The sequence below is a fragment of the Streptomyces sp. NEAU-sy36 genome, assembly GCF_013423905.1.
GTDB lineage: Bacteria > Actinomycetota > Actinomycetes > Streptomycetales > Streptomycetaceae > Streptomyces > Streptomyces misionensis.
In genome coordinates this window covers 7,306,848-7,327,290 of sequence record NZ_CP058977.1, presented here as the reverse complement: position 1 = coordinate 7,327,290, position 20,443 = coordinate 7,306,848, and the positions used below count along the sequence as shown (strand labels likewise).

Here is a 20,443-nt window from a genome sequence, read left to right as displayed (position 1 = left end):
AGCCCCTTCCCGTCCTCTGGGAAGGGGCTTTCGCCCTGTACGGTCGTAACCGCACGACTCCATGGGGGGAGTGGTGGCGAGAAGCGGGGGAAGAGGACGGATCATGTCGCGAGTACCAGGGTGGCTCGGCAAGCTGGGCGCCGGTCTCACCGAGATGAGCGAACGGCTGGACGCCCGCCGCGTGGAGGTCGAGCAGGAGGACGCGGTCCCCAGGGCGCCGTCCGCGCCCGCACCGGCCCGTGCCGAGCAGTCGGTGACCGATGGGGCGGCCGACGCGGTGCCGCACGCCCGCCGCCCCGTGCCGTCGGTGCCCGTCGCCCGCCCCGATCCCGCTCAGGCCGTGCCCTGGGGGGTGCGGGTCGCGGCCGAGGCGGGCTGGCGGCTGCTGGTGCTGGCGGGCACCGTCTGGGTGCTGATGCGGGTCATCAGCGCCATCCAGCTGGTGGTCTTCGCCTTCGTCATCGCGCTGCTGGTCACCGCGCTGCTGCAACCGACCGTCGCCCGGCTCACCCGCCGCGGGGTGCCGCGCGGCCCGGCCACCGCGCTCACCGCGATCAGCGGCTTCGTCGTCATCGGCCTGATGGGCTGGTTCGTGACCTGGCAGGTCATGGAGAACATCGACACGCTCTCCACCCAGATCCAGTCCGGCATCGACGATCTGCGCAACTGGCTGCTGAAGAGCCCCTTCCACGTCACCGACAAGCAGATCAACCAGATCGCCAAGAACCTGCGCGAGGCGATCGGCGCCAACGCCGACCAGATAACGTCCGCGGGCCTGGAAGGCGTTCAGGTCATCGTGGAGGCCCTCACCGGCATCCTGCTGGTGTTCTTCTCCACGCTCTTCCTGCTCTACGACGGCAAGCGCATCTGGCAGTGGTTCCTGAAGCTGGTGCCCTCCGCCGCCCGGGAGGGCGTGGCCGGTGCCGGTCCGCGCGCCTGGCGCACCCTGACGGCGTATGTGCGCGGCACGGTCCTGGTCGCCCTGATCGACGCGATCTTCATCGGCATCGGCATCTACTTCCTCGATGTGCCGATGGCGGTCCCGCTGGCCGTCTTCATCTTCCTGTTCTCGTTCATCCCGCTGGTCGGCGCGGTCGCCTCCGGGGCACTCGCGGTGATCGTGGCCCTGGTGACCCAGGGTGTCTTCACCGCCGTCATGACCCTGGTCGTGGTCCTCGCCGTGCAGCAGATCGAGGGCCATGTGCTGCAGCCCTTCATCCTGGGCCGCGCGGTGCGGGTGCACCCCCTCGCGGTCGTGCTGACCGTGGCGGCCGGCGGCATGGTGGCCGGTATCGGCGGCGCGGTGGTGGCCGTACCGCTGGTGGCGGTGACCAACACGGTGGTGGGCTATCTGCGCCAGTACTCGGCCGAAGTCCACGGGCCCGAGCCGGAACCGGTCGCGGCCCCCGCCGAACCCGCGGCGCAGGAGCAGCCGAACGCCGAGGACCCCGCTCACCAGGGGTGAACGGGGTCCAGGGAACAACGGTGACCTACTCGGCCAGGACGGCCTCGGCCTCCAGGGTGGCGCCGACCGCCTGCACGACGGCGGCGATCTTGAAGGCCTCCTGGATGGTGTCCCGCTCCATGCCGGCCTTGCGCAGCACCTGCTCGTGCGAGTCCAGGCACATGCCGCAGCCGTTGATCGCGGAGACCGCGAACGACCACAGCTCGAAGTCGACCTTCTCCACGCCCGGGTTGCCGATGACGTTCATCCGCAGGCCCGCGCGCAGGGTGCCGTACTCATGGTCCGACAGCAGGTGCCGGGTGCGGTAGAAGACGTTGTTCATCGCCATGATGGCGGCCGCGGACTTGGCCGCGGTGTACGCCTCCGGCGAGAGGTTCGCCTTCGCCTCCGGCTCCAGCTCGCGCAGCACGATCGGGGAGCGCGAGGCGATGGCCGTGGCCAGCACCGTGCCCCACAGCTGCTGCGCCGGCAGGTCGGAGTTGCCGATGACCGAGCCCAGGTTGAGCTTGAGGTCCTTGGCGTAGTCCGGGATCCGGGACTTCAGCGAGTCGAGCGACATGGGTCACTCACCAGCCAGCAGCGCGACCGGGTCGAGGGTCTCGTCGCCCTTGCTCCAGTTGCAGGGGCACAGCTCGTCGGTCTGGAGCGCGTCCAGGACCCGCAGGACCTCCTTGGGGTTACGGCCCACGGAACCGGCGGTGACCATCGTGAACTGGATCTCGTGGTTCGGGTCCACGATGAACACGGCGCGCTGCGCGAAGCCGTCCTCGCCCTCGATGCCCAGGTCACGCATGAGCTCGTGCTTGGAGTCGGCCATCATCGGGAAGGGCAGCTCGGTCAGGTCCGGGTGGTCCTTGCGCCAGGCGTGGTGCACGAACTCGGAGTCACCGGAGAAGCCGAGGACCTGGGCGTCGCGGTCGGCGAACTCGTCGTTCAGCTTGCCGAACGCGGCGATCTCGGTCGGGCAGACGAAGGTGAAGTCCTTCGGCCAGGCGAACACGACCAGCCACTTGCCCTCGTAGGACTTGTGGTTGATCTGCTCGAACTCCTTGCCCTTCTCCAGCGAGACGCAGGCGGTCAGATCGAACTCGGGGAACTTGTCACCGACAGTGAGCACACGCTCTCCTTGCAGCGAAGAAACACCCCTTTTGAGGGTGATTCCCATGGGTTGGACTCTGACGATGTTGGCACAGGGTGCATTGATTAGGGAAATAGCTACACTCGGTCGTGTTGATCGGAGGTATCTATCAGTGACTATGGGTAACGGCAAGCGGAGGCAGCCCAGCCTCGCCCAGCTGCGGGCCTTCGCCGCCGTGGCGGAGCACCTGCACTTCAGGGACGCGGCGGCGGCCATCGGGATGAGCCAGCCCGCCCTGTCCGGCGCGGTCTCGGCGCTGGAGGAGACACTCGGCGTGACCCTCCTTGAGCGTACGACGCGCAAGGTACTGCTCTCGCCCGCGGGGGAGCGCCTCGCCGTGCGGGCCAGGGCCGTGCTGGACGCCGTCGGCACCCTCCTGGAGGAGGCGGAGGCGGTCCGGGCGCCGTTCACCGGGGCGCTCCGGCTCGGCGTGATCCCGACCGTGGCACCGTATCTGCTGCCGACCGTGCTGCGCCTCGTGCACGAACGCTATCCGGACCTGGACCTCCAGGTGCACGAGGAGCAGACCGGGAGCCTCGTCGACGGACTGAGCACCGGCCGGCTCGACCTGCTGCTGCTCGCGGTCCCGCTCGGGGTGCCCGGCATAGCCGAACTGCCCCTGTTCGACGAGGACTTCGTGCTCGTCACCCCGCTCGACCACTGGCTCGGCGGCCGCGAGGGCATCGGGCGCGAGGCGCTGAAGGAACTCAATCTGCTGCTCCTGGACGAGGGGCACTGCCTGCGCGACCAGGCCCTGGACATCTGCCGCGAGGCGGGCCGCGCCGACGCCCCGGTCACCACCACCGCCGCCGGGCTGTCCACCCTGGTCCAGCTGGTCGCCGGCGGCCTCGGCTGCACCCTGCTGCCGCGCACCGCGCTCAAGCTGGAGACCACCCGCAGCAGCCAGTTGCTCACCGGCTACTTCGCCGATCCCGCCCCGAGCCGCCGGATCGCCCTGGCGATGCGCGCGGGAGCGGCACGCGGTGCCGAGTACGAGGAGCTGGCGGCGGCCCTGCGCGAGGCGATGCGGGCGCTGCCGGTACGCGTCCTCGGCGACGACTGAGGGCCCCGCCCCGGTCGGGGGAGGGGCCCTCGGCGCACAAGGGTCACTCGGTCCGCAGCCCCTCCGGCCGCATCAGCCGCAGCAGCGGCGGCAGGCTCAGCAGGGTGACCGCGAGGACCACCCCCGCGCCCGCGCCGGTCATCGTCAGCACGCTCGGCCAGTCCACGCCCAGCGGCGAGTCCACCATCTTCAGCAGCACCCCGCCCAGCGTCAGCCCGACGGCCGCCGCGAGCAGCAGGCCGAGCGCGACCGGGATCGCGGTCTGCCACAGCACCGACAGGCCCAGGGTGCGCCGCCGGGTGCCGAAGGCCATCAGCGACGACAGCAGCTTCCTGCGCTCGCGCAGCTGCTCCAGCTGGGTGACCAGCAGGCTCGCGCCGATCAGGGCCAGCACGCAGATCGCGCCGGCGTACAGACCGGTGCGGATGGAGGTGAACTTCTTGGACTCCTCCGTCGCCGACCACTCGATCGCGGTGGCGAACGGGTCGACCTTCGCCGCCGTGTTGCGGATGTACTCGGACGCCCCGGGCACCCGTGGGTCGACCGTGACGTACACCGCCCCGTCCAGCACCCGGTCCACCCGGTCGGGCAGCGCGGACCGGGTCACCAGGACGGCGCTGTCCTTGGTGCCGTTGGGGCTGGTGATCGCGCGGGCCGGCTTGAGGCCCGCCGGTACGGTCCAGCGCACGTCGGGACCGCGGCCGGTGCCGTCGGCCGGGTCGATGTGCAGCACCCGGCCCGGCCGGGTGAGCTTCGTGATGGCGGGGTCGTCGTCCTGGACCCCGCCCGTCGCCAGGAAGGCGTCCCCGTCGCGGCAGGAGGGCAGCCGGGCCACCTCGCGCAGGGAGGCGCAGGTGCCGGCGACCATCAGCACCGTGCTGTCGGGCCCGGTGTGCCAGTCCTTGTCCCCGAGCGACGTGCTGCCCAGCGAGACGGCCTTGCGCACGCCCTTGGTCGTGGCGAACGGGTCGGCGGCCGTGCGGAAGGGGGTGCCGTGGGACAGGTTGATCTGCATCTGGGCCCGGGTGAGGTCCTTCCCGGTGTCCTTGGTGTAGTCGCCCTGGACGCCGGCGAACAGCATCTGGAGCGCCACCGCCCCGGCCACCGCGACGGCGATGCCGTTCACCATGCGGGCCGCCGAGCCGCTGCTCAACTGGAGCCGCCGCACCGCCAGTTGCCAGGCCACCGTGCCGCGGTGCAGCCGGGCCACCACCGCCTCCACGGCCCACGGCAGCAGCGTGGTGACGCCGACGAGCAGCAGCAGTACACCGCCGGTCACCATGTACTGGTTGAACTCCCCGTCCGAGCGGCCCTTGCCGATCATCGGGGAGAGCAGGGCGAGGCCGCCCAGCGGCAGCAGCAGCCGCCACCACAGCCGGCGGCGCGCGGGCCTGGCGGTCCGCATCACGCCCAGCGGCTCGATGACGACACCGCGCAGCGCGAACAGGGTGACCAGCACCGCCGCCGTGGGGACGGCGAGGGCGACCAGCGCGGCCAGCGCGGGCGAGGGGTCGAGGTAGTCGGGGAACACGCTGATGTCCACGACCTCCACCGAGCCCGCGAACCGGCGGCCCAGCAAGAAGAAGACGGTGCCGAAGACCAGCCCGACCAGCGATCCGGCCAGCGCCTCGCCCGCCGCGATCCGGCGGGTCATCCGGCTGTCGGAGCCCACCAGGCGCAGCGCGGCCAGTCTGCGGTCGCGCCGCTCGCCGCCGAAGCGCACGGCGGTCGCGATGAACACGCCGACCGGCATCAGCAGCACCACGAACACGAGCAGCACCAGCAGGAGCAGCACCGGGTCCGTCCGGTCCGCCGGGGGCTTGTTCGGCGAGCCGTAGGTGTCGATCCGGGCGGTCTGGAAGCCGTTGATCTTCGGGGCCAGGTTCTTCGCCCCGGCGTAGTAGGCGAGTTCCTGCGAGCCCACCAGCCCGGACTCGCCGATGGTGCCGGTGATCCGGTACGGCAGCCGCTCGCGCAGCAGCTTGCCCTCGTCCGAGCCGAGCAACTCCTTGAGCGCGGGGGAGACCACCATCTCGCCCGGCGCCGGGTACGCCGACAGGCCCGGCGCGACGGGCGCCTTCGGTCCCTCCGGCTCCACCAGCCGGCCGCGTACGTTGCGGCCGCGGAACTCGGTGTCGGTGTCGGCGATCACCAGGGTGTTCTCGGCCTTCGGCCGGGCCGGGCCGTACGTGTAGTCCGCGCGGGCCTGGTCCCGGTCGTGCCGTACCGCCAGCGCGTTCGGGATCGCGGTCGTCAGCAGCAGCAGGGCCACGCCCAGGCCGACCCCGACCGCCGTCAGCAGTACCCGGGTCCAGCCCTCGCGGCCCCCGGTGAAGGCGAACCGGAAGCCGAGACCGAGGTCCCTGCCCCACTGGCGTGCGCTCATATGGCGCGCTCCATGTCCCGGGACCTGCCGTCGCGCACGACGATCTCCCGGTCGGAGTAGGCGGCGACCCGGGGCTCGTGGGTGACCAGGACGACGGCCGCGTTGGTGGAGCGGGCCGCGTCGGTCAGCAGCTCCATCACGCGCTCACCGTTGAGCGAGTCGAGGGCGCCGGTCGGCTCGTCCGCGAACACCACCCGGGGCCCGGTGACCAGCGCCCGCGCCACCGCGACGCGCTGCCCCTGGCCGCCGGAGACCTCGCCGGGCCGCTTGTCCTTGAGGCCGTCCACCTCCAGCCGCCCCATCCAGGCGAGGGCGGCCCGCTCGGCCTCCTTGCGGGAGGTGCCGTTCAGCCGCAGCGGCAGGGCCACGTTCTCCACGCAGGTCAGTTCGGGCACCAGCTGGCCGAACTGGAAGACGAAGCCGAACTCGCTGCGGCGCAGCGCGCTGCGCTCGGCGTCGCTCATGCCGGCCAGTTCGCGCCCGGCGTAGACGATGGAGCCCGAGTCGGGCGGCACGATGCCGGCGAGGCAGTGCAGCAGCGTCGACTTGCCGGAGCCGGAGGGGCCCATGACGGCGACGACCTCGCCGGGGTGGATGGAGAACTCGGCGCCGTCGAGGGCGACCGTGGGGCCGTACGCCTTGCGCAGGTCGTGCGCGGCCAGCAGGGAACCGGGGGGAGTGGTCACGAGGCGACCTCCGCCCGCAGCTTGTCCAGGCGCGCGGCGGTCAGTTCCAGCCAGCGCAGGTCGGCCTCCAGGTGGAACAGGGCGTGGTCGCAGATCAGCTGGTCGGCGAGGTCGCCCTTGCGCTTGCGGTCGGTCAGGATGCGCATGCTGCGCAGGTGCTCGGCGCGCTGGACGTCCAGGACGACGGAGGCGTCGCGGTGGGTGAGCAGCGCGAGGACGACCTTGGTGTAGAGGGTCGACTGGAGGTACTCCTCCGGCTTCTCCGGGGTGGCGAGCCAGCGCTGGACGTCGGTGACGCCGGCCTCGGTGATGGCGTACCGCTTGCGCTCGGGACCGCCGCCCGCCTCGATGCCGTCGACTTCGACGAGGCCGTGCTTCAGCAGCCGGGACATCGTGGAGTAGACCTGGCCGTAGTGCAGGGGCCGGTCCTGACCGAACTTCTCGTCGAAGGCCCGCTTGAGGTCGTAGCCGTGGCGCGGGCCGGACTCCAGGAGCCCTAGGAGGGTGTGACCGATGGACATGGGCAGCACCCTACACACCGTGTATACGCAGTAGGTATACACGGTGTGTGCAGAGCATCGCGGAGGGGACGACCTCGCAGGTGAGGACCCTTTGTCACGGTTTCTCGACAGGCCGCCGTGCCGGGACAGGGGCGAGAAGACTTCCGCTGGACGGGCAACCCCGGGCCCCTCGTAACCGTCGGTTCCTTTGGGGTGGGTGCTGATTCTCACGTCCGTAAAAGAGCGGATCGGTTGCCCTTTGTCATATAGGCGGGTGTTAGCTTTCGGAGCTGACCAACGAGACGGAAGCGGAGCGGTAGACCCATGGGACGAGCGGAAGAGAGACGAGCGCGACAGCGCGGCGGCCACCGCGCGGCGCCCCAGCGTCGCCGCTCGGCACCCGAGACCGGCAACCGGTCGGCGGGGCCGGCCGCCGGGGGAGCGCCCCGCAAGAGCCTCCTGCGCCGGATCTTCTCCTGGAAGAAGATCCTCGGCACGTTCTTCGGGATATGCCTGCTGGGGATAGCCGGCTTCGCCGTGCTGTACATGGTGGTGGACGTGCCCGAGGGCAACGCGCTCGCCACCCAGGAGAGCAACGTCTACAAGTACAGCGACGGCACGCTGCTCGCCCGCGTCGGCGAGACCAACCGCGAGAGCGTGGACCTGGACAAGGTCCCGAAGGACGTGCAGCACACCTTCGTCGCCGCGGAGAACAAGACCTTCTACACGGACTCCGGCATCGACCTCAGGGGTCTCGCCCGCGGTCTGTACAACACGGCGATGGGCCGGGGCACCCAGGGCGGCTCCACCATCACCCAGCAGTACGTCAAGAACTACTACCTGAGCCAGGACCAGACGGTCACCCGCAAGCTCAAGGAGATGGTCATCTCCTTGAAGGTCGACCAGAAGAAATCCAAGGACGACATCCTCGCGGGCTACATCAACACCAGCTACTACGGCCGCGGCGCCTACGGCATCCAGGCCGCCGCCCAGGCCTACTACCGCACCGACGCCCAGAACCTGACGGTCGAACAGGGCGCGTACCTCGCCGCGCTGCTCCAGGCGCCGAGCCAGTACGACTGGGCGGCGGCGACGCCCACCGGCAAGAAGCTGGTGCAGGCGCGCTGGAACTACGTCCTGGACAACATGGTCAAGCAGCACTGGCTGGACCCGGCCAAGCGGCAGGCCATGAAGTTCCCCGTGCCGAAGGAGCCCAAGGGCACCCCCGGCGAGGAGGGCGAGAAGGGCTACCTGGTCGAGCTGGCCAACCAGCAGCTGGAGGACCAGCTGATGTCCGAGGAGGGCATCAGCCACCAGGACGCCGTGCAGCAGGTGGTCAACCGCGGCTGGACCATCACCCTCAACGTCGACAAGAAGAAGCAGGCCGCGCTGGAACGGGCCGTCAAGGAACAGCTGACCGGCAGGCTCGACCCCAAGCAGCGCAAGGTCGACGGCGACGTGCAGGCCGGCGCGGTCTCGGTGGACCCCAAGACGGGGAAGATCGTCGCCATGTACGGCGGCACGGACCACTTCAAGCACTGGACCAACAACGCCACCCGCAAGGACTACCAGCCCGCCTCCACCTTCAAGCCGGTGATCCTCGCCGCGGCGCTCCAGCAGGGCTCCGTCACCCAGGACGGCAAGCCGATCAACGCCGACACGGTGTACGACGGCACCAGCGGCCGCCAGGTCGTGGACCACGGCGCCAGGGTCGGCTTCGGCCCGCCCAACGAGGACGACGTGAACTACGGTCCGATCACCGTCCAGAAGGCCATGAACGACTCGGTCAACTCCGTCTTCGCGCAGATGGGCGTCGACGTGGGCATGAGCAAGGTGATGAGCACGGCCAAGCAGCTCGGCATGGACACCGAGGGCATGCAGCCCGTCCCTGCCCAGACGCTCGGCTCGATGGGCGCGAGCCCGCTGGAGATGGCCGGGATCTACGCCACCCTCGACAACCACGGCAACAAGGTCACGCCGACCATCGTCAAGGACGCCGAGCAGAAGGACCGCAAGGTCACCATGCCGAACCCGATCGGCGGCCCGGTGATCAGCCGTACCGCCGCCGACAGCGTGACCTCGGTGCTGACCGGCGTGGTCGACGACGGCACCGCCAGCCGCAGCGTGGCGAACAACCCGCTGCGGGCCGGCCAGCAGGTCGCGGGCAAGACCGGTACCTCCGACTGCGACCTCTCGGCCTGGTTCACCGGCTACACCCCGGACCTGGTCACCTCCGTCGGCCTGTTCGGCGAGGCCGGCCAGGCGGGCGGCACCGGCTGCAACGGCGCGGCGGTCAAGAAGCAGGACCACGTGCCCCTGACGGGCGCCCTGGGCGGCGGCCGCGTCAACGGCGGTGGCCCCCCGGCCGAGATCTGGGCGGCCTACACCTTCGGGGTGACGCACGCGGCCAAGTTCGACCTGGACACCTCGCAGGGCGCGGCCGTCGAGACGCCGACCCCCACGATGAGCAGCCAGAGCCCGTCCCAGTCGCCGTCGCAGTCGCCGTCCGGCACCCCGACGTCGTCCGGCTCGCCGTCCCAGTCGCCGTCGCAGTCGCCGAGCCAGTCGCCGTCGCAGTCGCCGTCCCAGTCCCCGAGCCAGTCGCCGTCGCAGTCGCCGACGACCGACCCCACGGACGAGAACCCGCTGGGACAGCTCGGTGGCGATCGGGAACAGCTGCAACAGCAGCAGCAACGGCACCAGCAACAGCAGTAGAGGGAGGGAGGGGCGCCCGGTGCACACCGGGCGCCCCTCCCTCATTCCGGCTCAGCCGCGGTGCAGCTCGAACCAGACCACCTTGCCGGTGCTCAGCCGGGTCGCGCCCCAGCGCCGGGCCATCTTGTTGACCAGGTACAGGCCCCGGCCGCCCTCGTCCGTGGCGCGGGCCTGCCGCAGCCGGGGCAGCTGCGGCACGTCGTCACCGACCTCGCAGCGCAGCACATGGGTGCGCAGCAGCCGCAGCGTCACCGGCCGGGACGCGTACCGCACGGCGTTCGTCACCACCTCGCTGACCAGCAGCTCCACCGAGTCGGTGAGGTCCTCCATGTCCCAGCGGGCGAGCGCGCGCCGGGCCAGCCGGCGGGCCTGGCCGGGGGCCGTCTCCTCCGGCTCCAGCGTCCAGTACGCCACATCGCTCGGCGCGATCCCGTCGAAGCGGGCGGCGAGCAGCGCGATGTCGTCGTCCCGGTCGCCCGGACCGAGCATGTCGAGGACCTCGTCGCACAGGGCCTCCAGCGGCGGCGGATGGTCCGGGCCGGTCAGCTGCGCGGTGGCGGCGAGCCGTTCGCGCAGCTGCTCTATGCCCGTCCACACGTCCCGCAGCCGGGACTCCACCAGGCCGTCGGTGTACAGCAGCAGCGTGGCCCCGGCGGGCGCGTCCAGCTCGACCGCCTCGAAGTCCACCCCGCCGACGCCGATCGGCGCGCCCGGCGGCACCCGCAGCACCTCGGCCCGCCCGCCCAGGTGCAGCAGCACGGGCGGCGGATGGCCGGCGTTGGCGATGGTGATGCGGTGCGTGACCGGGTCGTAGACCGCGTACAGACAGGTCGCCATGCGGTCGGTGCCGAGCCGCTGCGCCTGCTCGTCCAGGTGGTGCAGCACCTCCTGCGGCGGCAGATCGAGGCCGGCCAGGGTCTGCGCGGTGGTGCGCAGCTGGCCCATGATGGCGGCCGAGGTCATGGAGTGGCCCATGACGTCGCCGACCACCAGCGCGACCCGGCTGCCGGGCAGCGGGATCGCGTCGTACCAGTCGCCGCCCACCCGCGCGGTCTCCGCCGCGGGCAGGTACCGCGAGGCGAGCCGCACGCCCGTCGGGCGGGGCAGGGTCTCGGGCAGCATGGTGCGCTGCAACTCGTCGGCGATGTAGGCCTCACGGCCGTACAGCACCGCCTTGTCGATGCCGAGCGCGCTGTGCGTGGCCAGCTGGGCCGCCACCAGCAGGTCGTCCGTCTCGAACGCCGGCCGCTCGGGGCGGCGCAGGAACAGGGCCGCGCCGATCACCCGGCGCCGGCCGCGCAGCGGCGCGAGGATCGCGTGCTGGCCGGACGGCACGAGCGCCTCCGCGCCCTCGCCCAGCAGTTCGGGCAGCGCCGCCCGGGCGGCCGGCGCGTCCGCGAACACCGGGCGCACCCCGCGCAGCACCTCGTTGAGCGCGCCGCCGGGCCGCACCTCGCACAGCTCCGTCGTCAGCGACGACAGCTCCGCCAGCGCGATCGGCTCCGGCTCCGGCTCGAACGCCTGGGGCAGCAGGACCCCGTCGGTGTCCCGCTCCTCCGGGATGCGGTCGGTACGGCGCAGCCGCAGCACCACCGGTCCGGTGGGCCGTTCGTCGCCGACCGGCAGCGGGTCGCGCAGATAGACCAGGATCGCGTCCGAGAAGGTCGGCACCGTGGCCCGGCACAGACCCATCACGATCTCGTCCAGGTCCAGACCGCGGGCGATCCGCCGGGTGGCCGCGCCCACGAACCTGAGCCGGTCCCCGTCACGCCGCATCGGCATGGGCCGCCCCGGCGGCAGGCCCCGCCCGGTACGGCGCTCCGGGCCGCCCGGCGCCCGCTCCTGGTCGGCGCCGGGCTGCGGCGGGATGGCCTCCGGTGCGGGGCGCGGCCGATGGGCCGCGCCGGCGTCCGCGGTGGCGGGCTGGGAGTGCTCCGGGCCGTTGACTGGGGGCTCCTTCCCCTTGCCGTCCTCTGCCTGGCCACACGGGGTGGCCGTCCCCGGTCCCGAGGGCGTCCCGTCGGCCCGTGACTGCACGGGTAAGGCGGGGGCGCCGACCGGTTCCGGGGCACGCACAAGCGCCCCGCGGCCCTCCGCGGGGTCGGCGCCCGGCTGAGGGCGCTCGAAGGAGGTGGGCTGCTCCGTCACGCGTGTCGCATCCATCCGTCCGGGGCTGCGCGCCGGGCGCGCAGTTGGTCCCGCAGAAGTCCCGATACCCGCAATACCTGTCCCGGGAACGGATTTTCCGCGTGCCCGGAGGATGTTCCCGTGCCACCGGCGATCCCTGCGCGGCCGGTGCTGCCCTGATACCCCTCGTTCACGTCCTTGCCGCCCCTCGGTGACGATCGGTCAAGCCCGGCGCACACCCCGGAAGTTGTCGCTCCGAAGCGCCCTTGCGGAGGACGATCCTACGTTTCTTGCCCGGGGGCGCATCAAGAGTCTCATGAGGACACATGCGCGGGCGTGCGGTCCCAGTCCTCGGGAAGTGACGGTACCGCCCAGGAGTCGTCAGGTCGCCACCCCGGCCAGCCGTCCGAGAACGGCGGCCCCCATTCCTCGATCGCCGCGACCGCCGCCCGCCCGGCCGCCCGGACCCGCTCGGCGGTCCGCGGGGGCATCAGGCCGTCCCGCTGGGCCTGCGCGAACTCGTCCTCGTCGCGCCAGTGCCAACTGCGGTCCGGGCGTACGTCGATGTCCAGGAAGTGGTCCTCGGAGTCCACCCCGCCCGCCCAGCGGACCAGCGGTTCCTCCAGATTGACGTACCAGTTCTTGAACCGCCAGCCCGGCTCCCAGAACAGCCACACCGACCAGGGCACACCGGGCTGGGCCAGCTTCAGCACCCCGGTGCCCAGCCAGCGGCCGCGGCGCACCGTGCGCGGCTTGGTGTAGCGGGACTCCAGCGGCTCGCGGTGCACCGGGGTGCCGTCGGCCAGGGCCGGCTTCACGCACTCGGTGCCGGGGGCCAGCCAGACCGCGAGGAGTTCGGCGTCGTCGCGTACGACGGTGACGGGCCGGGCGATGTGGAACCGCTCGCCGCCGTTCTCCCGGTAACGCCACAGGATCGGGGTCCCCGGCGCCCAGTACGCCGCGTGACCCGCCGCCGCTTGTCGCATCGTCGCGTCGTCCGTCATGGACAGATATTAGGTGCCGCGCGGACGCGGCGCTGCGGCGCGGGTCACGGTCGCCGCGGGTGGCCGGAAAGCTTCGCTCGCGGTTACGGACGCGTCATCCGCAGCACGTCCAGCGCCTCGTCCAGCTGCGCCTCGGTCAGCCGGCCGCGCTCCACGTAGCCTCCCTCCAGGACGACCTGACGGATCGTCTTGCGTTCCGCGAGGGCCTTCTTGGCCACCTTGGCGGCCTCCTCGTACCCGATGTACCGGTTCAGCGGGGTCACCACGGACGGCGACGACTCGGCGTACTCGCGGGCGCGTTCGCGGTCGGCGGTGATGCCGTCGACGGTCCGGTCGGCCAGCAGCCGCGAGACGTTGGCGAGCAGCCGGATCGATTCCAGGACGTTCTTGGCGATGACCGGGAGCATCACGTTCAGCTCGAAGTTCCCGGCGGCACCGGCGGTGGTGATGGTGGCGTCGTTCCCGACCACCTGCGCGGCGACCATCAGCACGGCCTCCGGCACCACCGGGTTGACCTTGCCCGGCATGATCGAGGAGCCCGGCTGGAGGTCGGGCAGCCGGATCTCGGCGAGCCCGGTGCGCGGCCCGGACGCCATCCAGCGCAGATCGTTGGCGATCTTCGTCAGTCCGACCGCGATGGTCCGCAGCTGCCCGCTGGTCTCCACGATGCCGTCCCGGGCGCCCTGCGCCTCGAAGTGGTCGCGGGCCTCGGTCAGCGGCAGCCCGGTGACGCGGGCGACCTCCTCGATGACGGCGGCGGAGAAACCGGGCGGGGTGTTGATGCCGGTGCCCACCGCGGTGCCGCCCAGCGGCAGTTCGGCCAGCCGCGGCAGCGAGGCGCGCAGCCGCTCGACGCCGTACCGCACCTGGGCCGCGTACCCGCCGAACTCCTGGCCCAGCGTCACGGGCGTGGCGTCCATCAGATGCGTGCGCCCCGACTTCACCACGTCGGCGAACTCCGCGCTCTTGCGTTCGAAGGCGGCGGCGAGGTGCTCCAGCGCCGGGACCAGGTCGCGGGTGACGGCGGCGGTGGCCGCGATGTGGATGGAGGAGGGGAAGACGTCGTTGGACGACTGCGAGGCGTTGACGTGGTCGTTCGGGTGCACGTCCCGGCCGAGCCGCTCGCCGGCGAGGGTGGCGATCACCTCGTTGGTGTTCATGTTGGACGAGGTGCCCGAACCGGTCTGGAAGACGTCGACGGGGAAGTGCTCGTCCCAGTCCCCCCGCGCGACCTCCTCGGCCGCCTCCTGGATCGCCCGGGCCACGTCCTCGTCCAGCACGCCGAGTTCGGCGTTCACCTTCGCCGCGGCGCCCTTGATCCGCGCCAGCGCCTCGATGTGCGCACGCTCGATGTGCTGCCCGGAGACCGGGAAGTTCTCGACGGCGCGCTGCGTCTGCGCCCGCCACTTGGCGTGCGCCGGGACCCGGACCTCACCCATGGAGTCGTGCTCGATGCGGTATTCGCTCATACCGGGTACAGCGGTCCGGGACGCGGCGTTGTTCCGCGGGCTGGGCCGTCCGGAGCAGTACGGACGGCCCGACCCGCCCGGTGGGTCAGGCCAGGCCCGGACCGCGCACCGGGATCGACGTGAACGTCGGCTGCGGAGCCGGGTCCTGGAAGAAGTCGTTGCCCTTGTCGTCCACGACGATGAACGCCGGGAAGTCCTCGACCTCGATCTTCCAGACGGCCTCCATGCCCAGCTCCTCGTACTCCAGGACCTCCACCTTCTTGATGCAGTCCTGGGCGAGGCGGGCGGCCGGGCCGCCGATGGAGCCGAGGTAGAAGCCGCCGTGGGCCTCGCAGGCGTCGGTGACCTGCTTGCTGCGGTTGCCCTTGGCGAGCATCACCTTGGAGCCGCCGGCGGCCTGGAACTGCGCCACGTAGGAGTCCATCCGGCCGGCCGTGGTCGGGCCGAAGGAACCGGAGGCGTAGCCCTCGGGGGTCTTGGCCGGGCCGGCGTAGTACACCGGGTGGTCCTTCAGATACTGGGGCATCTCCTCGCCCGCGTCCAGCCGCTCCTTGATCTTGGCGTGCGCGATGTCACGGGCCACGACCAGCGGACCGGTCAGCGACAGCCGGGTCTTGACCGGGTACTTGGTCAGCTCGGCGAGGATGGTGTCCATCGGCTGGTTGAGGTCGATCTCCACCACGTCGGAGGACTCGTCGAGGTGCTCGTCGGTCGTCTCCGGCAGGAACCGCGCCGGGTCCGTCTCCAGCTGCTCCAGGAAGACGCCCTCGGCGGTGATCTTGGCGACGGCCTGGCGGTCGGCCGAGCAGGAGACGGCGATGGCCACCGGGCAGGACGCGCCGTGCCGGGGCAGCCGGACCACGCGCACGTCGTGGCAGAAGTACTTGCCGCCGAACTGGGCGCCGATGCCGATCTTCTGGGTCAGCTCGAAGACCTTCTCCTCCAGCTCCTTGTCCCGGAAGCCGTGGCCGAGCGGGGAGCCCTCGGACGGCATGTCGTCCAGGTAGTGCGCGGAGGCGTACTTCGCGGTCTTCAGCGCGAACTCGGCGCTGGTGCCGCCGACCACGATCGCCAGGTGGTACGGCGGGCACGCGGCCGTGCCCAGCGAACGGATCTTCTCCTCCAGGAACTTCATCATGGAGGCCTCGTTCAGGACGGCCTTGGTCTCCTGGTACAGGAAGGACTTGTTGGCCGAGCCGCCGCCCTTCGCCATGAACAGGAACTTGTAGGCGCCGCCGTCCGTCGCGTACAGCTCGATCTGCGCGGGCAGGTTGGAGCCGGTGTTCTTCTCCTCCCACATGGTGAGCGGAGCCATCTGCGAGTAGCGCAGGTTCAGCTTGGTGTAGGCGTCGTAGATGCCGTGCGAGAGGTGCTTCTCGTCCGCGCCCTCGGTGAGCACGTTCTGCCCGCGCTTGCCCATGACGATCGCGGTGCCGGTGTCCTGGCACATCGGCAGCACGCCCGCCGCCGCGATGTTCGCGTTCTTCAGCAGGTCCAGCGCGACGAACTTGTCGTTGGCGGACGCCTCGGGGTCGTCGATGATGCGGCGCAGCTGGGCGAGGTGGGCCGGGCGCAGGTAGTGCTGGATGTCGTGGATGGCCTCCGCGGCCAGCTTGCGCAGCGCCTCCGGCTCCACCTTGAGGAACGTCCGCCCGTCCGGGCCCTCGACGGTGGAGACGCCCTCGGACGTGACCAGCCGGTAGGGGGTGGTGTCCTCTCCCTGGGGGAGCAGGTCGGTGTACGCGAACTCAGGCATCTCAGCCCATTCCTCACTGTGACGGACGGCGCCCGCCGACGCTGGCGGGCCCCACCAGCGTAGAACCTGCCGGAAAGCACGAACCTGTGAGGTAAGGCTCAGTCGGGTCGCCCCGAACCCTAGTCGCGATCTATCGCGTTTCGGTACGCTGCTGCCGTGGACCTTCAGAAGCCCGCCCGAACCCAGGACGCCGCACCGGGCGTCTCCGCCCTGCGCGCCTCCGACGCCGACCGCGACCGGGTCGCCGACATCCTCCGCGAGGCCCTCGCCGAGGGCCGGCTCACCGCCGACGAGCACGCCGAGCGCGTGGACGGCGTGCTGAACGCCAAGACGGTCGGCGAACTGGAGGTCTTCGTCCAGGACCTGCCCGCGGCCCACCGGCGTGCCCCGGGCCCCGCCCCGGTGCCGCCCCGTCCCGCGGACGCGATGCCCGCGGAGTCCGACAACGTGGTGGCCGTGCTCAGCAGCGCGGTCCGCCGGGGCCGCTGGCGCCCGGGCCGCCGGCTGCACGCGTACGCGGTCTTCGGCAGCGTGGAGATCGACCTCAGCGAGGCGATCTTCGAGTACCAGCAGGTCGTGATCAAGGCCGTCTCCGTCTTCGGCGACGTCCAGGTCCGCGTCCCGGAGAACGTGACGCTGCGCGGCAGCGGCGGCGGTGTCCTCGGCAGCTTCGAGGTGGCCGCGCTCGACTCCCCGCAGAGCGACGCGCCGGTCGTCTACGTCGACGGCTGGGCCGTGCTCGGCAACGTGGAGGCCCGCCCCCGGCGCGGCAAGCTCGTCGAGGACATCATGGAGCGGGTTCACGACAAGATCGACCGCAAGTTGCGCAAACACCTGGACCGTTGACGGTCGCGAACGCGCCGGTGACCGGAAGGCTCCGGGCCCGCCCCCGGCGAGAGGCCGGGGGCGTGAACGAGCCGCCGCGCACCGGCCGTTGGGGACGCAGTGCATAGGCCCGCGTACAGCGGGTAGGGCTTGCTGCATCGTCTCTCGCTCGCGAAGCCGTCGTCAGGAGCAGACCGTGCTGCAACCGCCGCATTCGTCCGTGCAGGTAGCTGCCGTACCGGCCCAGCGGGTGCCGGCGCGGGAGCGGGACCAGGACGCGCCCTGGCACACCGAGGCGGTGTGCCGACGTGACGAGGCGGGCCTGTTCTTCGCCCCGTCGAAGGAACCGACCGCCGCCCGGCTGTCCCGCGAGGAGGCGGCCAAGCGGGTCTGCGCCCGCTGTCCGGTCATGGTCGAGTGCCGCGAACACGCCCTCCTCCAGCCCGAGCCCTACGGCGTCTGGGGCGGTCTGACGGCCGCGGAGCGCAGGGTGGTCCTGGCGCGGCGCCGCCGCCGCGACCTGGACCTGAAGAAGGCGGCGCGCGTGGCGGCGCAGGACCGCATAGCCGGCTGAGCCGCGCCGGGCACCGTGCCGGCGCGGGGCGCCGTGTCCCGCCCCCAGGACGCGGACACCGCGCGGCGAGCCGTCCGGACCCGCGGCCGCGGGAGGGCCCGCGCCCCCTTCGGGCCTGTTCGACACCGCGCGGCCGCCCCGCGGGCGGCGACGCGCACGGCCGGACAGGCCCGGCGCCGGCTACTTCGCTCGGTCGAAGTCGATCGCGCTGTACGCGCGCAGCTTGCTCAGCCGGTGCTCGGAATCGATCCTGCGCACCGTCCCCGACTTCGAGCGCATCACGATCGACTCGGTCAGCGCGGTCTCCGAGCGGTACCGCACGCCCCGCAGCAGCTCGCCGTCGGTGATGCCGGTCGCGACGAAGAAGACGTTCTCCCCGGACACCAGGTCGTCCGTGGTGAGCACCCGGTCCAGATCGTGCCCCGCGTCGATCGCCCGCTGGCGCTCCGCGTCGTCCTTGGGCCACAGCTTGCCCTGGATGGTGCCGCCCAGGCACTTCACGGCGCAGGCCGAGATGATGCCCTCCGGCGTGCCGCCGATGCCGAGCAGCAGGTCGACGCCCGTGCCCTCGCGCAGCGCGTAGACGGAGCCGGCGACATCGCCGTCGGAGATCAGCTTGATGCGCGCGCCGGCCTCCCGGACCTCCTTGATCAGGCCCTCGTGCCGGGGCCGGTCCAGGATGACGACGGTGACGTCCTCCGGCGTGGCCTTCTTCGCCTTGGCGATCCGCCGGATGTTCACGGCCACCGGCGCGTCGATGTCCACGAAGTCCGCGGCCTCGGGGCCGGTGACCAGCTTGTCCATGTAGAACACGGCGGACGGGTCGAACATGGCGCCGCGCTCGGCGGCGGCCAGCACGGCGATCGCGTTCGGCATGCCCTTGGCGGTCAGTGTGGTGCCGTCGATCGGGTCGACGGCGATGTCCACCTCCGGGCCGGTGCCGTCACCGATGTGCTCCCCGTTGTAGAGCATCGGCGCCTCGTCCTTCTCACCCTCGCCGATGACGACGACGCCGTTCATCGAGACGGTGGAGACGAGGGACCGCATGGCACGCACCGCGGCGCCGTCGGCGCCGTTCTTGTCGCCGCGCCCCACCCAGCGGCCGGCGGCCATCGCCGCGGCTTCGGTCACCCGGACGAGTTCCAGGGCGAGGTTGCGGTCGGGAGCCTCGGCAGGAACATCGAGTTCGGAGGGCAGGTGATGATTTTCGGTCATCGGGGCGCACCTTTCTGATACGGCGACGGCCGGATGAGGGTCTTGGCCATGACTCTATCGTTAGGCAGACAAAATGAGCAGGGGACCCCACGTTTGAGCGCTCGGGGCACCTGCGACGATAGGGGGCGTGGCAGGTTCGAAAGGCAAGCAGAAGACGGCCCGGGACATGATCCTCTCCCTGGCCCTGATCGGCATCGCGGCGGCGGTCGTCTACTTCCTCGCCATCCCGCACGACAATCACGCTCCCGACCTCAAGCGGGTCGACTACCGGGTCGAGCTGCTCACGGCCCGCAGGGCGGCGAGCTACCCGGTGGCGGCACCCGAGGGCCTGTCCGACTCCTGGAAGGCCACCTCCGTCAGCTACGACGGCGCGAACGGCGACTACTGGCACCTGGGCTTCCAGACCCCTGACGCCCAGTATGTCCAGATCGAGCAGTCCACGCAGAAGCGGGACGCCTTCATCGACCAGGCCAGCCAGGGCGCGAAGGCCACCCGGCGGGCCGAGCACATCGACGGCCGCACCTGGACCCGCTACTCCGGCGGCCGCTACGAGGCCCTCGTCCTGGAGGACACGCCCGGCTCCACCACGGTGGTCGCGGGCACCGGGTCCTTCGCCGACCTCACGAAGATGGTGTCGGCGCTGAAGCTGGCGAGGACGCCGGTGCCGACGCCGTCCGCGTCGTAGCGCGCGCCGGGCGACCGCCCCGGACCGCGAGCCCGGCGCGGCGGCTCCCGGGCCCGAAGCCCCGCACCGAGAACCCCCGCACAGAAGGAAGGCCCCCGGCGTCGCCGGGGGCCTCTTCTTGTCGCCGGGGGCGGCTCAGACGGTCGTGACGACGTCCTCGTACGCCAGGCGCGGGGAGCGCGGGTAGGAGGCGTCCGGACCCGGCTTGCCGATGTTGACGATCATCAGCGGGGTGTGGTCGTCGTCCAGGAACTCCTTGCGCACGCCCTCGAAGTCGAACCCGGTCATCGGGCCGGCGGCGAGGCCCGCGGCGCGCACGCCCACGATGAAGTAGGCGGCCTGGAGGGCGGCGTTCATCGCGGCGGAGCGCTCACGGGCCGGGCGCTCGGCGAAGAAGGCGTCCTTGGCCGCGGGGAACGCCGGGAACAGGGCCGGCAGCTCCTCGTGGAACTCGTTGTCCGCGGCGAGGATCGCGACCAGCGGGGCGGTTGCGGTCTTGGCCCGGTTGCCCTCGGCCATGTGCGGCAGCAGGCGCTCGCGGGCCTCGGGGGAGCGGACCAGGGTGATGCGCAGCGGGGTCTGGTTGAAGGCGGTGGGGCCGTACTTGACCAGGTCGTAGATCGCCTGGACCTGCTCCTCGCTCACCGGCTCGTCGGTGAAGGTGTTCGCGGTGCGGGCCTCGCGGAACAGCAGATCCTGGGCGGCGGGGTCAAGGACGAGAGACATGCGTGCCTTCCTCGGGGGTGCGTACGGTCCGCTCGCGGACCGCGGCTGACGGCACGACCCTACGCCACGCGAGGTTTAACATTCAACAAACGCTGTGGCGGGGTGATCC

The 20,443-nt window shown here is 71.5% G+C and carries 17 protein-coding genes; 6 read left to right on the top strand and 11 right to left on the bottom strand.

Annotated features, from left to right (window positions below):
• Positions 1-103: 103 nt before the first annotated feature.
• Positions 104-1,465, top strand: coding sequence for an AI-2E family transporter (locus HZZ00_RS31970; protein WP_180329634.1), 1,362 nt, complete (start codon positions 104-106; stop codon positions 1,463-1,465).
• A gap of 25 nt (positions 1,466-1,490) precedes the next feature.
• Here HZZ00_RS31970 and HZZ00_RS31965 read toward each other — a convergent pair whose 3' ends face one another.
• Together HZZ00_RS31965 and HZZ00_RS31960 are read right to left on the bottom strand one after the other, a co-directional pair.
• Positions 1,491-2,024, bottom strand: a complete 534-nt coding sequence (locus HZZ00_RS31965) for an alkyl hydroperoxide reductase (protein ID WP_070029116.1) — start codon at positions 2,022-2,024, stop codon at positions 1,491-1,493.
• A gap of 3 nt (positions 2,025-2,027) precedes the next feature.
• Complete coding sequence (locus HZZ00_RS31960) at positions 2,028-2,582, bottom strand: peroxiredoxin (RefSeq protein WP_180329633.1); 555 nt, start codon at positions 2,580-2,582, stop codon at positions 2,028-2,030.
• Between the two features lie 139 nt (positions 2,583-2,721).
• Between HZZ00_RS31960 and HZZ00_RS31955 the strand changes: the two genes are divergently transcribed.
• Positions 2,722-3,666 carry a LysR substrate-binding domain-containing protein gene (locus HZZ00_RS31955; protein ID WP_180333788.1) on the top strand — a complete coding sequence of 315 codons (945 nt, stop codon included), beginning with the start codon at positions 2,722-2,724 and terminating at the stop codon, positions 3,664-3,666.
• 43 nt (positions 3,667-3,709) lie between these two features.
• Here the strand turns inward: HZZ00_RS31955 and HZZ00_RS31950 are convergent, their stop codons facing one another.
• The 3 genes from HZZ00_RS31950 to HZZ00_RS31940 are packed head-to-tail and all read right to left on the bottom strand — an operon-like array spanning position 3,710 to position 7,259.
• Positions 3,710-6,052 (bottom strand): FtsX-like permease family protein, encoded by a 2,343-nt coding sequence (locus tag HZZ00_RS31950; protein ID WP_180329632.1) that lies wholly within the window; start codon positions 6,050-6,052, stop codon positions 3,710-3,712.
• Positions 6,049-6,738: an ABC transporter ATP-binding protein gene (locus HZZ00_RS31945; RefSeq protein ID WP_180329631.1), complete on the bottom strand. Its 690-nt coding sequence runs from the start codon at positions 6,736-6,738 to the stop codon at positions 6,049-6,051. Before HZZ00_RS31945 ends, HZZ00_RS31950 begins: the two co-directional genes overlap by 4 nt.
• A complete protein-coding gene (locus tag HZZ00_RS31940; RefSeq protein ID WP_180329630.1) occupies positions 6,735-7,259 on the bottom strand; it encodes a PadR family transcriptional regulator in 525 nt (174 codons plus the stop codon). Before HZZ00_RS31940 ends, HZZ00_RS31945 begins: the two co-directional genes overlap by 4 nt.
• Before the next feature lie 303 nt (positions 7,260-7,562).
• Between HZZ00_RS31940 and HZZ00_RS31935 the strand changes: the two genes are divergently transcribed.
• Positions 7,563-9,953 (top strand): transglycosylase domain-containing protein, encoded by a 2,391-nt coding sequence (locus HZZ00_RS31935; protein WP_180329629.1) that lies wholly within the window; start codon positions 7,563-7,565, stop codon positions 9,951-9,953.
• Between the two features lie 51 nt (positions 9,954-10,004).
• On the opposite strand, the gene HZZ00_RS31930 is transcribed toward HZZ00_RS31935, so the two are convergent.
• The 4 genes from HZZ00_RS31930 to HZZ00_RS31915 all read right to left on the bottom strand — a co-directional run bounded on the left by HZZ00_RS31930 (position 10,005) and on the right by HZZ00_RS31915 (position 16,309).
• Positions 10,005-12,101, bottom strand: a complete 2,097-nt coding sequence (locus HZZ00_RS31930; RefSeq protein ID WP_180329628.1) for an ATP-binding SpoIIE family protein phosphatase — start codon at positions 12,099-12,101, stop codon at positions 10,005-10,007.
• A 293-nt stretch (positions 12,102-12,394) separates the two neighbouring features.
• A complete protein-coding gene (locus HZZ00_RS31925; RefSeq protein WP_180329627.1) occupies positions 12,395-13,084 on the bottom strand; it encodes a DUF402 domain-containing protein in 690 nt (229 codons plus the stop codon).
• An 83-nt stretch (positions 13,085-13,167) separates the two neighbouring features.
• Positions 13,168-14,553, bottom strand: a complete 1,386-nt coding sequence (locus HZZ00_RS31920) for an aspartate ammonia-lyase (RefSeq protein ID WP_180329626.1) — start codon at positions 14,551-14,553, stop codon at positions 13,168-13,170.
• Positions 14,554-14,638: 85 nt separating this feature from the next.
• Positions 14,639-16,309, bottom strand: a complete 1,671-nt coding sequence (locus tag HZZ00_RS31915; RefSeq protein WP_180329625.1) for a fumarate hydratase — start codon at positions 16,307-16,309, stop codon at positions 14,639-14,641.
• Positions 16,310-16,465: 156 nt separating this feature from the next.
• Between HZZ00_RS31915 and HZZ00_RS31910 the strand changes: the two genes are divergently transcribed.
• Positions 16,466-17,155: a DUF1707 domain-containing protein gene (locus HZZ00_RS31910; protein ID WP_180329624.1), complete on the top strand. Its 690-nt coding sequence runs from the start codon at positions 16,466-16,468 to the stop codon at positions 17,153-17,155.
• 175 nt (positions 17,156-17,330) lie between these two features.
• Positions 17,331-17,708: a WhiB family transcriptional regulator gene (locus tag HZZ00_RS31905; RefSeq protein ID WP_070029086.1), complete on the top strand. Its 378-nt coding sequence runs from the start codon at positions 17,331-17,333 to the stop codon at positions 17,706-17,708.
• Between the two features lie 180 nt (positions 17,709-17,888).
• Here HZZ00_RS31905 and glpX read toward each other — a convergent pair whose 3' ends face one another.
• Positions 17,889-18,923, bottom strand: coding sequence for a class II fructose-bisphosphatase (gene glpX, locus HZZ00_RS31900; protein ID WP_180329623.1), 1,035 nt, complete (start codon positions 18,921-18,923; stop codon positions 17,889-17,891).
• 127 nt (positions 18,924-19,050) lie between these two features.
• On the opposite strand from glpX, the gene HZZ00_RS31895 reads away from it, so the two are divergent.
• Positions 19,051-19,608 (top strand): DUF4245 domain-containing protein, encoded by a 558-nt coding sequence (locus tag HZZ00_RS31895; RefSeq protein WP_180329622.1) that lies wholly within the window; start codon positions 19,051-19,053, stop codon positions 19,606-19,608.
• A gap of 135 nt (positions 19,609-19,743) precedes the next feature.
• Here the strand turns inward: HZZ00_RS31895 and HZZ00_RS31890 are convergent, their stop codons facing one another.
• On the bottom strand, positions 19,744-20,334 hold the full coding sequence (locus tag HZZ00_RS31890) for a malonic semialdehyde reductase (RefSeq protein ID WP_180329621.1): 591 nt from the start codon (positions 20,332-20,334) through the stop codon (positions 19,744-19,746).
• Positions 20,335-20,443 lie beyond the last annotated feature (109 nt).

Excerpts from the sequence above, each read along its gene's own strand:
- HZZ00_RS31955 (WP_180333788.1), top strand. The coding sequence starts at position 2,722 with ATGGGTAACGGCAAGCGGAGGCAGCCCAGCCTCGCCCAGCTGCGGGCC.
- HZZ00_RS31925 (WP_180329627.1), bottom strand. The coding sequence starts at position 13,084 with ATGACGGACGACGCGACGATGCGACAAGCGGCGGCGGGTCACGCGGCG.
- HZZ00_RS31970 (WP_180329634.1), top strand. The coding sequence starts at position 104 with ATGTCGCGAGTACCAGGGTGGCTCGGCAAGCTGGGCGCCGGTCTCACC.
- HZZ00_RS31950 (WP_180329632.1), bottom strand. The coding sequence starts at position 6,052 with ATGAGCGCACGCCAGTGGGGCAGGGACCTCGGTCTCGGCTTCCGGTTC.
- HZZ00_RS31890 (WP_180329621.1), bottom strand. The coding sequence starts at position 20,334 with ATGTCTCTCGTCCTTGACCCCGCCGCCCAGGATCTGCTGTTCCGCGAG.
- HZZ00_RS31920 (WP_180329626.1), bottom strand. The coding sequence starts at position 14,553 with ATGAGCGAATACCGCATCGAGCACGACTCCATGGGTGAGGTCCGGGTC.
- HZZ00_RS31965 (WP_070029116.1), bottom strand. The coding sequence starts at position 2,024 with ATGTCGCTCGACTCGCTGAAGTCCCGGATCCCGGACTACGCCAAGGAC.
- glpX (WP_180329623.1), bottom strand. The coding sequence starts at position 18,923 with ATGACCGAAAATCATCACCTGCCCTCCGAACTCGATGTTCCTGCCGAG.
- HZZ00_RS31940 (WP_180329630.1), bottom strand. The coding sequence starts at position 7,259 with ATGTCCATCGGTCACACCCTCCTAGGGCTCCTGGAGTCCGGCCCGCGC.
- HZZ00_RS31935 (WP_180329629.1), top strand. The coding sequence starts at position 7,563 with ATGGGACGAGCGGAAGAGAGACGAGCGCGACAGCGCGGCGGCCACCGC.
- HZZ00_RS31915 (WP_180329625.1), bottom strand. The coding sequence starts at position 16,309 with ATGCCTGAGTTCGCGTACACCGACCTGCTCCCCCAGGGAGAGGACACC.